The sequence below is a fragment of the Marinobacter sp. V032 genome (genome assembly GCF_052645435.1).
This window is the reverse complement of the sequence record NZ_JBQXYE010000001.1, coordinates 1,299,900-1,313,448: the sequence shown is the minus strand read 5'-3', so window position 1 is coordinate 1,313,448 and position 13,549 is coordinate 1,299,900. Positions and strand designations below refer to the sequence as shown.

Below are 13,549 nucleotides of genomic sequence, written 5' to 3'. Positions count from 1 at the left end.
CAACCTGCTCACGGGAGTTTATACGGACCTCAAGTTATGGATTTATAGATTAAAATTGCTCACAACGCTCGTATTTCGACCGTTACGTTTGGCCTGATAAAGCGCTGCATCGGCTACCAACGTAACCTCCCTGACGGACATGCCCTGCGGGGGCACGCCTACTGCCAGGCCTACACTGGCCGTCAGATAGTTTTGAATGTTTGAAAAGGCATGAGGCAACGCCAGATCACGGATACCCTGACACAACCAATTGGAAAACCCTTCAGCTCTGTCGACGTCGAGGTTCGGAACAATAATGGCAAACTCCTCACCACCATACCGCGCAACTAACTCACCTGGGCGGCGCAGCATTCCGGTGAGGCATTGGGCAAAGTTGCGTAAACAATCATCACCGGCAAGATGACCATAACCGTCGTTGTAAGCTTTGAAGAAATCGATATCCACCATAGCAAACCCCAACGACTGTCCTTGTCGATGATGTCTTCGAATCTCAGTTGTCAGCAGGGAATCAAGATAACGGCGATTGTAGACGCCCGTCAGGCCATCCCTGTCAGCCAATTGCTGGAGCGCATCTGTCTTCCGCTTCAGTGCCAGATGCGTATTGACCCTCGCAATGACAACTGGCGCATTAAAAGGCTTGGTGATGAAATCAACCGCACCCGCTGCAAATGCACCCACTTCCATATCTTGCCCTGTATGGGCGGTGACAAAAATAATGGCACAGTGGCGAGTCTCGTCATTGGCTTTCAGCGCCCGGCAGGTCTCATAACCGTCCATCCCGGGCATTTCCTGATCCAGCAAAATCAAATCCGGCTGGTGCTCTTCGGCCAACCGGACGGCGTCGGCCCCGTTGGTCGCTACAATGATATCGCCGAGGTCTTTCAACAATGCGCTAAGTATCTCAATGCTCGCGACGCTGTCATCAACAATCAATATCACACTACCGCGCTCGGGTTCTGGCAAAATCATGGACGAACTTACTCCAATACGAATGACAGGCGTTCACGCCGTGTTGATTTGGGCAGACCGCGCTAAAGGCGACCTTTCGCCGGCACCTTCTGATTTGCCTTCGCGGTCACTGCAACCTGAATGCTCCCGGATATTGGTTATACTCTGCCCCACTGATTCACAGTATGGCTCAAAACTCGAATGGGCAAGGTCGACCAATACATTACGTTCGGTTTTATTGGAAGGATGCCAGATATTTGCAACAAACTGTAAACTGGGCACTTTTGCGACATTCGCCAACACCCAGCTGAAAATGGAGCACGCGAATTGAAATTATTAAGCGCACTTATCCTGTCGATCGGCGCGGTTATAGCAGCCTGGCAAATTGCCGATGGTCTGCGTGACCTTAAAACCGGTGACCGCTACGTCACCGTTAAAGGCGTCGCAGAACGAGAAGTAGAAGCCAATCTCGCACTGTGGCCGCTACGCTTTGTCGCAACCGGTGACACCTTGGAGCAGGCCCAGACCACCGCCCGCAAGAGCCGGGATACCATCAGCGCCTTCCTGAAGCTGCAGGCAATTGAGGCTGACGCTGTTGAACTTCAACGGATCGACGTCACCGATACCGAAGCCAATCCCTACCAGAGCGGTAACGGTGGCAAACGCTTTATCGTGAACCAGACCTTGATGATCCGCAGCCAGGATATCGACAAGGTGAAACAGGCCGCACAGGCGATGGGTGATCTGGTGGATTCCGGCGTGGTGTTGTCCGGCGATTATGGTGCCAGCGGCCCAACCTATCTGTTTGATGACCTCAATAGCATCAAACCAGCCATGATTGCCGAAGCAACCGCTGCGGCCCGGGACGCTGCGCAGCAGTTTGCCGCTGACGCCGGGGCAGAGGTCGGTGGTCTGAGACGTGCCAATCAGGGCGTCTTCCAGATTCTGCCCAGGGATCAGGCACCGGGGATAACCGAAGCCCAGCAGCCGGTAAAAACCGTGCGGGTCGTGTCAACGATACAGTACTACCTGAAATAATCCCTGCTGCCTGAAAACGCTATGCCCTGCTCAATCCAGCGTTTTCAGGTAAGCCTCCAGGGCACGCGCATCCTGGACGGTCACATGCCCGTAGCTCAGCACGATCATTTGCTGGGCCTCAAAGGCCTTCAGCACTTTGTGCACGCCCTGTCGTGTCATCCCCATCATGTTGGCAATATGCTCCCGGGTCAGCCTGAAAGTCACCGGTTCGGACAGCGTGTGTCCGCCGCTATGCATCTGAGCCAGGAATAGCAACCGCCGGCCTACTCTCGCCGGCACCCCTCGCAGCGCGTCATCCTCGATCAGCGACATGGACGCCCAAAGCCGGCGGCTGAGCAGGTCCAGCACGTTGGGATAGCTCTCGGGATATCGGCGCATCAGCTCGCGAAAGAATTCGCCCTGCATCTCCACAATCACCGCTTCAGTATGGGCTGTCGCTCCGTAAACTCTTGGCGTTCCCGGTGAAAATACGGTGTCGCCAAACCAGGTGCCCTTGTCGAAAATAATCAGCATGGCTTCACGACCGGCAGCATTCACCGAACTGATGCGCACCGTACCTTGTGCAATCACGCTGATCGTTGACTGGCGAGAGCCTTTTTCATAGATCAGCTCATCGATATTGAAGCGCCGGATGCGGGCATGTGCAGCCGCTTCCTCAATCGCGCGATCGGGGAATCCGGAAAAAATGGGGCATTGGCGAAGTACAGCGACAGAATCGGTCATCCGGCAAGTGTAAACCAATTGACAGTCAACCGGTGCTTGAGAGGCCTACACTCTTGCTGAACGTCAACAAACAGGGGCCTCGGTCAAAACACAGGTGCGTCGCATTGCGCGCCGCCTGCAGTCCTCACGTTACCGGGATGCCCCGCCGAACCAACGCGATGAAGAGAGCACCACTATGAACAGTCCCGCCCATGTTTCCGCCATACCATCCAAAAAAGAACGGGTCAGCGCCGAAGAGTGGCAACTGCGTGTTGATCTCGCTGCAGCCTATCGACTGATCGCAATGTATGGATGGGACGACCTGATATTCACTCATATCTCGGCGCGCATTCCCGGTGACGAGCACCACTTCCTGATCAACCCTTACGGCATGATGTTCGAGGAAATCACCGCATCCAGCCTGGTGCGTATTGATCAGGAAGGTAACAAAATCGATCCTGACGACTACGACATCAACCCGGCGGGTTTCACCATCCATAGCGCCATCCATGCGGTTCGCGAAGATGCGACCTGCGTGATGCACACCCACACAATGGACGGCATCGCCGTTTCTGCGCAGCAGGATGGCTTGCTTCCCCTGTCACAACAAAGCCTGTTCCCGCTGGCCGATCTGGCCTATCACGATTATGAGGGCGTTGCCCTGCGCGAGGACGAGAAAGCACGGCTGCAGAAAGACCTCGGGATGTCGAAGTTCATGATCCTGCGTAACCACGGCCTGCTGACCGTAGCACCAACCATCGCTGACGCTTTCCTGAATATGTACACGCTGCAGCGCGCCTGCGAGATCCAGATCCGGGCACTCAGTGGCAACCGGGAAATGGCACCGATTCCGGGCGACATCGTCGGCACCATCAAGCAGCAGGCATCAAAAGTCACCAAAGGTAAAGGCGGCAACCTGGCCTGGCCGGGTCTGCTCCGCAAACTCGACCGGACCGACTCCAGCTTCCGGAACTGAGGAGTTCTCTGGCAAACGTACCCACGACAATAATAAGGGAGACCAGAATGAGCGACATGAACAGCCCACGTGCTGCATTCAGTGACATGCAGGACGGTACAGCCGAAGACTGGCAAACCATAGCCGCGTCATTTGGTGATTTTGCCAAGACGCTGCCCGACCGCATCATGGACCACCTGAAACTGCTGGAAGGCGACTTCGGCGGTTTCAAGGTTGATCGCATGACCCATTGCCTGCAAACCGCCACTCGCGCCCACCGGGACGGCAAGGATAACGAGTATGTCGTGTGCGCTTTGCTGCACGACATCGGCGACACCCTCGGCACATACAACCACGCCGATGTGGCGGCGGTTCTGCTGGAACCGTTTGTCAGCGAGGAAAACCACTGGATGGTGAAGCACCATGCCATTTTCCAGGGCTACTACTTCTTCCACCACCTGGGTATGGATCGGGATATGCGGGAGCAGTTCAAGGACCACCCCCATTACGCCCACACTCTGGAGTTCGTGACAAAATACGACTCGCCCGCGTTTGATCCGGAGGCAGAAACCCTGCCGCTGGATTTCTTTGCGCCCATGGTGCGGGAGGTAATGGCCCGCCCCCGAAAATCCCTCTACAAGAAAACGATGGAGGAGAAAGCCTGACTTTCTCACATCAACCCGGTTTGATGTGTGTCCGTGTGTTCTGATCAACGTTAATGCGCAGTGCCATGCCGGACCGATCGTGGAGAGTGTTGATGAGTCTTGGGAAGTATTGAGAAGTCTTGATATACGTCATCACCGAAAATGGCGGTGCTGTGACATTGCAGCATTCCCTGACAGATGGCTTTGTATATACTTCAACGCAAGACAATAACGACATGCCAGGGTCAGACCGGCAGCACAAGGAGACGCATGAAACGCGTGAACACACTGGACGCCTCCTGGCTTGCGGTGGAGTCAGAAGACACCCCAATGCAAGTAGGCACACTGCAAATATTTTCGCTGCCTGAAGGCGCACCTGAAACCTTTCTCCGGGACATGGTCACCCGGATGAAAACCAACTGCGATGTTGCTTCCCCGTGGAACTACAAACTGGCGAACGCCGGCCTGTTCGGCCGCCTGCTGAGCCCTCACTGGAAAGTTGATCGCCATATTGACCTCGACTATCACGTGAGGCACTCCGGCCTGCCGAAACCGGGAAGTGAGCGCGAGCTTGGCATTCTGGTGTCGCGGCTGCATTCCAACCCGCTCGATTTCGCGCGCCCGTTGTGGGAGTGCCACATCATCGAGGGGCTGGAGAATAACCGGTTTGCGCTCTACACCAAGATGCATCACTCGCTGATTGATGGCATCAGCGGTGTCCGCCTGATGCAACGTATCCTCTCGACCGATCCGGACGAGATCAACATGCTGGCGCCCTGGTCTGTCAAACCCCAACGCAATCACAAAGTGGCCGGCGACAACGCCGCCACTATTTCGCGCGCCTTCCAGGAAGCGCTACAAGCGTTGAAGATTCAGGCGGATTCAGCACCCCGGTTGATCAGCGCGATTAGCCGGATTGCCAGTGCTGCCCGCCACCCGGAAGATCACCTGACGGCCCCCTTTGCCGGTCCGCGATCGAGCCTCAACCGGCGGGTGACCGGCCAACGCAGGCTGGCCACGCAACACTATGAACTAAGCCGCCTCAAAGCCCTCGCCAAACAGGCCGAGGTGTCGTTAAACGATATCGTACTTTACCTGTGCAGCACGGCCCTGCGCCGCTTCCTGATGGAGCAACACCGCCTGCCCGACACGTCGCTGACTTCAGGCATTCCGGTCAATATCCGTCCTGCGGACGATCAGGGCACCGGCACAGCCATCAGTTTCATGATCGCCAACCTGGCGACAAACGTAGCCGATCCGCTAGAACGGCTCGACCATATACGGGCGTCCACCGCCAGCGCCAAGACGCATCTTCAGAGCTTGCCGCGCAGCGCGCTCAACCAGTACACCATGCTGTTGATGTCGCCTTATATTCTGCAACTGATGACAGGGCTGGGCGGGCGCGTCCGCCCGGCGTTCAACGTCACTATCTCGAACGTGCCAGGGCCGGAGCAGACGCTTTATTACGAAGGCGCCAAGCTTGAAGCGATGTATCCGGTGTCGCTCATCACTCACGGCGGAGCGCTGAACATCACCTGCCTGAGCTATGCGGGGTCATTGAACTTCGGCTTTACCGGGTGCAGAGATACCCTGCCCAGCATGCAGAAACTGGCCGTGTACACGGGCGAAGCCCTGGACGAGCTCGAATCGCTGCTACTCCCCAAACCCAAGGCGAAGCCCAAAACACCGCGCAAGCGTGTCAAGAAAGCCGGGTAGCCCCCCATTTCTGACACGGCCCAAAAACAAAAAAAGCCCCGGGATCGCCGGGGCTTTTTGATCAGCTACGCCGACAGATCGGTCAGCGTGGCAAAATATTCTGAGACGATTACTTGATATCAGCGATCGACTTCAGCGGGTAGTGCGACGGATATGGATGACGCGCTACACCTGAATCTACGGCCGCCTTGGCAACGGCAGCAGGCACAAACTCAAGCAGACGAATATCCATAGGCTTGGGAATGATGTATTCACGACCAAACTCAAAGCTATCGACGCCGTATGCTTCGCAGATTTCTTTGGGTACCGGTTCTTTCGCCAGCTCACGAATCGCATTAACAGCCGCGACTTTCATTTCCTCGTTGATTGCCGTTGCACGCACATCCAGCGCACCACGGAAAATGAACGGGAAGCCCAGTACGTTGTTAACCTGGTTCGGATAGTCTGAACGACCTGTCGCCATGATGATGTCATCACGTGCGGCCAGCGCGACTTCCGGGCTGATCTCGGGATCAGGGTTGGAGCAGGCAAATACAATCGGGTTCGGCGCCATCTTCATCAGCGACTCAACCGGCACCAGATCCGGACCGGATAGGCCCAGGAAAACATCTGCACCGTCCATCGCGTCATCCAGCGTACGAGCATCTGTCTCGTTGGCAAACATGGCTTTGTACTGGTTCAGATCATCACGACCGGCGTGGATAACGCCCTTACGGTCGAGCATCAGGATGTTTTCTGACTTGATACCACAACTGATCAGCAGCTTCATGCAGGCCACAGCCGCTGCACCAGCACCCAGGCAAACGACTTTTGCTGTCTCCGGCGTTTTGCCCTGCAGCTCAAGTGCGTTCAGCATGCCCGCAGCCGTTACAATCGCAGTACCGTGCTGGTCATCGTGGAAGATAGGTACACTGCACTGCTCTTTCAGCGCCCGTTCGATTTCAAAACACTCGGGTGCCTTGATATCTTCCAGGTTGATTCCACCGAAGGTGTCCGCAATACGCGCAACCGTTTCAATGAATGCCTGCGGGCTTTCCGAGTTCACTTCGATATCAAACACATCAATACCGGCAAAACGCTTGAACAGTACGCCCTTGCCTTCCATTACCGGCTTGCTGGCCAGTGGCCCCAGGTTACCCAACCCCAGAATCGCGGTGCCGTCGGAAATAACAGCCACCAGATTACCCTTCCCGGTGTACTTGTATGCGTTTTCAGGGTCTTTAGCGATCTCGCGGACCGGCTCGGCAACCCCGGGACTATACGCCAGAGAGAGGTCACGGGAAGTCTGAGTCGGTTTGGTAATTTCAACGCTCAGCTTACCGGGCCGCGGGTTGGCGTGATAATCAAGGGCCGCTTTCTTCAGATCTTGAGACATTGCCACTGTTCCGTTTGTCACGTTAATAGGGTGGAGATAGGTTGTGCTTGCCGGAGCCCCGTCATCCTTATTCCGGGATGATCATAAGGTGCAATGTGTTATTCATTGCGCCCGACACTACTCTCACTTATACGCCCCACCAGCATCCAGTGCCAGCAGGAGCGCGACATTATGGCGTGAGTGTTCAGCTCAAACAAGAGCTGCTGCGCAAGTTTTGACCAACTCCAGAACCATTTAAGAGAGGGCGCCAGAAACAAAAAAGGCGCCTGTATAGGCGCCTTTTCCAATACCAGTCAGCACAGGATGCTGACGGGTTAACCGAATCAACCTTTCTTGATACGGCCACCGAAACGCTTCTGGAAACGATCGATACGACCGGCAGTGTCCATAACCTTCTGCTTGCCGGTGTAGAACGGGTGACACTGTGAGCACACGTCCAACTGCATATCGTGACCGATAGTCGAGCGGGTATTGATAACATTACCGCAGCTGCAAGTCGCGGTCATGTCTGTATATTTTGGGTGGATACCTTCTTTCATGGGGGAAACCCTCTTAGGTCATGCCGCCACCTGATCTCGTGCCAGGCACCGCATATTCTGATCAAATGACAAAGCGGGACAATACTGGCCCGCCACAAATAGACGGCGAATGATAGCAGAAAAGATTTGAATCGCAATAGAACCCAAGTGATGAGAGCATAGCGACCTTCCACTATAGTGACTGTTACGGCTACTAGAACCCCTTTGAATACCTCGGGAGCGTTAGTGATTCAGACCGTCCGCATTGCTCTGGCCCGCCCGCTACGCAAACTGTTCGATTACAGCCTGCCCGAAGGTGTGGCTGTTTGCCCCGGGCAACGGGTGCGCGTTCCCTTCGGGCGCCAATCACTGATTGGCCTGGTAGTCGAAACCGAGGTTGAGCCACCAGAGGGCATTCAGCTCAAACCCGTTCAGGCGGTTCTTGAAGACTGGCCCCTGCTCCCGGACGAAACCCGCAAGCTGATGCATTGGGCGTCGGCCTACTATCAGCACCCTTTGGGCGAATGCCTGTTTATGGCATTGCCGCCGGCGTTGCGCCGTGGCCGACCCGCCGCATTGCGCAAACAGCCCCACTGGACGATCACCGAAGATGGGCGCCAGGCCAAACTGCCGCCCCAAGCTCACAAACAACAGGCGTTGCTGCACTGGCTTGAAAATCAGGGCAAGCCCTGCTCGCTGAGCGATTTCAAAACCGCCGGTTTCAGTGCCGACCAGGTCAAACGCCTGGCCGCGAAGGCGATGCTTACAGAAGTCGAGGATGACCAGCGCGAGGCGGCCAGGGAGACAGCCTCCACCGCCACCCTGCCCGTTCTTACCGCAGCACAGCAGGTCGCCTTTTCTGAACTTCAGCCGATCGAAAACGGTTTTAACTGCAGCCTGCTGTATGGCATTACCGGCAGCGGCAAAACCGAAATCTATCTGCATTATATTCAGCAGTATCTGGGTACCGACCAGCAGGCGCTGGTGATGGTGCCCGAGATTAACCTGACGCCCCAGACCGTCCGACGCTTCCAGCGGTACTTCGGCGCCCGAATAGCCGTCTGGCACTCGGCCCTCAACGACAGCGAACGCCTGCAGAGCTGGCTCCGCGTGCGCAACGGCGAACCGGTTATCGTGATCGGCACCCGGTCTGCCGTCACGCTGCCATTCTCGGATCTCGCGATGATAGTGGTCGACGAAGAACACGACACATCGTTCAAGCAGGGCGAAGGCTTCCGTTATTCAGGCCGGGATATGGCGGTATTCCGGGCCCACCAGAATAATTGCCCGATCATTCTCGGTTCTGCCACACCTTCTATTGAGTCCTATCACAATGCGACCAGCGGCAAGTATCACCTGATACGGCTCGAAGAAAGAGCCGGCCCTGCGGTTCTGCCTACTATCCGCCTGCTGGACATCCGCAGCCGACCGCTCGAAGGCGGGCTTTCAGCACCGGCACTCAAAGCTGTCGGCGAGCGCATCAACAAGGGCGAGCAGGTTCTGGTTTACGTCAATCGACGCGGGTTTGCGCCGGTGATGATGTGCTTCGACTGCGGCCATATCAGCGAATGCCCTCGCTGTGACTCGCGGCTGACCTACCATCGCCGGGAACGCGCCATGCGCTGCCACCACTGCGATTATCAAACCGCAGCCGTCAACACCTGCCCGAAATGCCAGAGCGAGGCGTACAAGCCTGTCGGCCAGGGCACCGAACGGGCAGAAGATATTCTCAGCACACGCTTCCCGGACACACCGGTTATTCGGGTCGACCGGGACAGCACGCGCACCAAAGGCAGCATCGACAGAATCCTGGGGCAGGTCAATTCCGGCGATCCCTGCATCCTGGTTGGCACCCAGATGCTGGCCAAGGGTCATGATTTCCCCAACGTATCACTGGTGGTCGTAGTCAATGCGGACGGCGGGCTGTTCAGTGTCGATTTCCGCGCCCCGGAGCAGCTGATTCAGACACTGCTGCAAGTCAGTGGCCGGGCCGGACGCGGCACGATCCCTGGCACGGTGCTGATTCAGACCTGTCACAGCGATCATCCGCTACTGCAACAGCTCTGTACCGGGAGCTACCTGGACATGGCGCAAACCCTGCTGGACGAACGTGCAGGCGCTCGCTTTCCGCCTTATCGCGCGATGGCATTACTCAGAGCAGAGGCTGAAACAATGGGCGAGAGCCTCGCCTTTCTCGACGGCGTAAAGCAGGTCATACAGCTGCAACCGCAACAGGCTACACCCCAAACGGACACCGGCATCGAAACATGGGGCCCCCTGCCAGCCGTCATCGCCCGTCGGGCTGATCGACATCGCGCGCACCTGGTTTTCGTAGCGGATCAAAGACGCACCCTGCAACGGGTGCTTGGCCCACTTTGCCAGCAACTGGAAACCCAGCGCCAACCCCGTGGTCTCAAATGGCAGATCGACATTGACCCATTGGAGACGGGATAAGGAAGGCGCTGCGCCGCCGCATTGAGAAAACAGCCCCTTTCCGCGATAATAGCGAGCCCCGACAGCCGGGGGCTTTCACCCCCATCAACGCTCCGATCTGACTGAGTCATCTGCCAGCATGAAAGACACGGTAATCCAGCTACTCGAAGCCGCCATCGCGGCCCTCCAGGCTGAAGGCGTTCTGCCTCAGGACCAGGCCTTCAAACTCAACGTGGACAGCGCCCGCGACAAAGCCCACGGTGATTTCGCCACCAACATTGCCCTGGTTACTGCTAAAGCCGCCGGCAAACCGCCGCGACAACTGGCCGACTTGCTGATTGAAAAGCTGCCCGAAAGCAGCGCCGTGGCGAAAGTGGAAATTGCAGGCCCCGGCTTTATCAACTTCTTTATGAGCGACGCCAGCAGCTTCGATATTGTGAATACGGTTCGCAGTGCTGCCGACGGATTCGGGCTCAACAATAGTGGCGCCGGTGAATCGGTGCAGATCGAATTTGTATCCGCCAACCCTACCGGCCCCCTGCACGTCGGCCACGGCCGTGGCGCAGCCATCGGCGATTGCCTGGCACGCTTGCTGGAAGCAAACGGCTACAGGGTGACCCGCGAATTCTACTATAACGATGCCGGCGCGCAGATCGATAATCTGGCGTTGTCTGTTCAGGCCCGCATCAAAGGCATATCGCCGGATGATGACCTATGGCCGAAAGACGGTTATCGCGGCGACTATATCCAGGATGCAGCCAACGCCTATCTTGAGAAGGCAACGGTAACAGCCGATGACCGCGAAGTAACAGCCAAAGGTGATGCGGATGACCTGGCCGCAATCAAGGACTTTGCTGTGGCCTACCTGCGCCGCGAACAGGACCTCGACCTGAAGGCCTTTGGCGTCAAATTCGACGTCTACTTCCTTGAGTCTTCACTGTATAACGAAGGCAAGGTCGAGAAGACCGTTGAAGCGCTCAACGCCAATGGCTTCACCTACGAAAAAGATAATGCCCTCTGGCTGAAAACCACCGAGTTCGGCGACGACAAAGATCGCGTGATGCGAAAGTCTGATGGCGGCTACACTTATTTCCTGCCTGATGTGGCCTACCACCTCGACAAGTGGCAACGCGGCTTCAGCACCGTGATCAACGAACAGGGCGCAGATCATCACTCAACAGTGACCCGCGTACGGGCTGGCCTGCAAGCGTTGAAAGCAGGCATTCCCGAAGGCTGGCCGGACTATGTCCTGCATCAAATGGTGCTGGTCACCCGCTCAGGACAGGAAGTCAAACTGTCAAAGCGCGCGGGGAGTTACGTCACCCTCCGCGATCTGATCGACGAAGTAGGCCGCGACGCAACCCGGTTCTTCCTGGCTGCTCGGCGGGTCGACTCACAGTTGACCTTCGATATTGACCTGGCACGCTCCCAGACCAATGAAAACCCGGTCTACTACATCCAGTATGCGCATGCCCGGATTTGCAGCGTCCTTCGCAAGCTTCAGGAGCTGGGCGTCGACATCAACGCAGCGGATTTCGGCAGCGACCTGAGCGGCCTGGCACTGGATGAAGAACGTGAAATTGCCAACCAGCTTGCCCGTTATCCCGAGCTGATTGCCAATGCCGCCCGCCAGCGTGAGCCGCACCACCTGACGCATTACCTGCGTGAGCTTGCGGGTCTGTTCCACACCTATTACAACGCGCACAAGGTATTGATCGACGATACCGCCGTTCGGGACAGTCGCGTCGCACTGTATCTCGCGGTGAAGCAGGTACTGGTCAATGGCCTTGACCTTATCGGCGTCAGCGCACCTGAAGAAATGTAATTCGCAGTTAGCGAGAACCCGAGACCATAACGATGTCCCGCGATTACGCCAAAAAGCCAAGCACCAGCCGTGCCGCGACCTCGCGACCGCCAAGTCGCAAGAAGCCCGCAGCACCGGCCAAAAAGAAAGTAAACCGACAGTCGCCGTCACGCCAGTCCGGCGGCCTGTCTATCCGCTGGATCCTGTCGCTGGCACTGGTTGGCGGCTTTGTCGGGTTTATTGCTTACCTGAACTCGATGCCCAAGCCTGATGCAAGTCAGCCGGTCGCAACGAAAGCACCGGCGAAGTCCGCAACCGCAAACAGCAAAAGCGAGCAGGCGCCGGCAGATAAGCCAGCCAAACAGAAGCAGGCATTTCAGTTTTACGAGATGCTGCCCGAATCCGAAGTCGTGGCACCCAAGGTTGAAGCCTACGATCCGGGCCCGACAGCTGCCCAGCGCAAATACCGCTATGTCATCCAGACCGGGTCATTCCGTGGTCGCGAGGATGCCGAGCGCCAACGGGCCCAGATTGCGTTCCAGGGGCTTCAGGCCAAAATTGACGAAATCAATCTGGAGAGCGGCAGCGTCTGGTATCGCGTCAATATCGGGCCTTACGATTCCCGAAGCAAAATGAACAGTGCGGTCGACAAACTGGTTCGCATCAACATCGCGCCACTGGTCCGCAAGGTCCCCAAAGAGGGCTGATACCCTCAACATCCAGCACTTCTCGAACGCGATAGCCGCCCACCTGATGGCTGTCGCATTCGAGAGTTACAACAGCTTCCCCACCCCAGCCCTTGAATTTCTCCGCTTCGCTGCCATATCTATCAGAATTCTGAAGAACGCTTTGCGCTTTCCATTCAACCGGAGCAAACATGACTACGATTCTTTCAGTTCGACGCGGTGATACGGTCGCCATGGGTGGTGATGGCCAGGTATCCCTGGGCAACACCGTTATGAAAGGCAATGCCCGTAAGGTTCGCCGCCTTTACAACAACAAGGTGCTGGCCGGTTTTGCCGGAGGCACCGCTGACGCATTTACCCTTTTCGAGCGTTTTGAGGCCCAACTCGAAAAACATCAGGGTAATCTGACCCGAGCCGCAGTGGAGCTCGCCAAAGACTGGCGAACGGACAGGGCCCTGCGACGACTTGAAGCACTGCTCGCTGTCGCCGACCACACGGCCTCGCTGATCATTACCGGTAACGGGGACGTAATTGAGCCTGAGAACAGCCTGATTGCTATCGGATCCGGCGGGCCATTCGCCCAATCCGCTGCCCGCGCATTGCTCGAAAACACCGAGCTGCCGGCCGATCAGATCGTCGACAAGGGCCTCGATATCGCGGCTGACATCTGCATCTACACTAACCACAACCGCACGCTCGAAGTGCTGTCTACCAACGAGTGACAGGAGCT

General features: G+C 56.7%; 12 protein-coding genes. 8 read left to right on the top strand and 4 right to left on the bottom strand.

Translation table 11 applies throughout. The features are described from left to right. Positions 1–42 precede the first annotated feature (42 nt). Entirely contained in the window at positions 43–969 is a 927-nt protein-coding gene (locus ACUN9X_RS06020) for a diguanylate cyclase domain-containing protein (RefSeq protein WP_445472477.1), read from the bottom strand. Positions 970–1,275: 306 nt separating this feature from the next. Between ACUN9X_RS06020 and ACUN9X_RS06015 the strand changes: the two genes are divergently transcribed. Further along, positions 1,276–1,986, top strand: coding sequence for an SIMPL domain-containing protein (locus tag ACUN9X_RS06015; RefSeq protein ID WP_445472476.1), 711 nt, complete (start codon positions 1,276–1,278; stop codon positions 1,984–1,986). A gap of 30 nt (positions 1,987–2,016) precedes the next feature. Here the strand turns inward: ACUN9X_RS06015 and ACUN9X_RS06010 are convergent, their stop codons facing one another. Next, the gene (locus ACUN9X_RS06010; RefSeq protein ID WP_260038898.1) at positions 2,017–2,709 is read right to left on the bottom strand and encodes a Crp/Fnr family transcriptional regulator; all 693 of its coding nucleotides are present in this window, start codon (positions 2,707–2,709) and stop codon (positions 2,017–2,019) included. 175 nt (positions 2,710–2,884) lie between these two features. Here ACUN9X_RS06010 and ACUN9X_RS06005 point away from each other — a divergent pair, with 175 nt between their 5' ends. From ACUN9X_RS06005 to ACUN9X_RS05995, 3 genes are all read left to right on the top strand, one after another. After that, positions 2,885–3,664, top strand: coding sequence for a class II aldolase/adducin family protein (locus ACUN9X_RS06005; protein ID WP_260038897.1), 780 nt, complete (start codon positions 2,885–2,887; stop codon positions 3,662–3,664). Between the two features lie 56 nt (positions 3,665–3,720). After that, positions 3,721–4,308 carry an HD domain-containing protein gene (locus ACUN9X_RS06000; protein WP_445473186.1) on the top strand — a complete coding sequence of 196 codons (588 nt, stop codon included), beginning with the start codon at positions 3,721–3,723 and terminating at the stop codon, positions 4,306–4,308. Between the two features lie 249 nt (positions 4,309–4,557). Next, the gene (locus tag ACUN9X_RS05995; protein WP_445472475.1) at positions 4,558–6,003 is read left to right on the top strand and encodes a WS/DGAT/MGAT family O-acyltransferase; all 1,446 of its coding nucleotides are present in this window, start codon (positions 4,558–4,560) and stop codon (positions 6,001–6,003) included. 109 nt (positions 6,004–6,112) lie between these two features. Here the strand turns inward: ACUN9X_RS05995 and ACUN9X_RS05990 are convergent, their stop codons facing one another. Further along, positions 6,113–7,378, bottom strand: coding sequence for a malic enzyme-like NAD(P)-binding protein (locus tag ACUN9X_RS05990; RefSeq protein WP_260038895.1), 1,266 nt, complete (start codon positions 7,376–7,378; stop codon positions 6,113–6,115). 323 nt (positions 7,379–7,701) lie between these two features. Then, positions 7,702–7,917 (bottom strand): 50S ribosomal protein L31, encoded by a 216-nt coding sequence (rpmE, locus tag ACUN9X_RS05985; RefSeq protein ID WP_260038893.1) that lies wholly within the window; start codon positions 7,915–7,917, stop codon positions 7,702–7,704. Positions 7,918–8,142: 225 nt separating this feature from the next. On the opposite strand from rpmE, the gene ACUN9X_RS05980 reads away from it, so the two are divergent. From ACUN9X_RS05980 to hslV, 4 genes are all read left to right on the top strand, one after another. Then, positions 8,143–10,350, top strand: coding sequence for a primosomal protein N' (locus ACUN9X_RS05980; RefSeq protein WP_445472474.1), 2,208 nt, complete (start codon positions 8,143–8,145; stop codon positions 10,348–10,350). A 118-nt stretch (positions 10,351–10,468) separates the two neighbouring features. Next, a complete protein-coding gene (argS, locus tag ACUN9X_RS05975; protein WP_445472473.1) occupies positions 10,469–12,154 on the top strand; it encodes an arginine--tRNA ligase in 1,686 nt (561 codons plus the stop codon). 32 nt (positions 12,155–12,186) lie between these two features. Beyond that, complete coding sequence (locus ACUN9X_RS05970) at positions 12,187–12,840, top strand: SPOR domain-containing protein (RefSeq protein ID WP_260038889.1); 654 nt, start codon at positions 12,187–12,189, stop codon at positions 12,838–12,840. A 170-nt stretch (positions 12,841–13,010) separates the two neighbouring features. Further along, positions 13,011–13,541, top strand: coding sequence for an ATP-dependent protease subunit HslV (hslV, locus tag ACUN9X_RS05965; protein ID WP_260038888.1), 531 nt, complete (start codon positions 13,011–13,013; stop codon positions 13,539–13,541). The last annotated feature ends 8 nt before the right edge of the window (positions 13,542–13,549 follow it).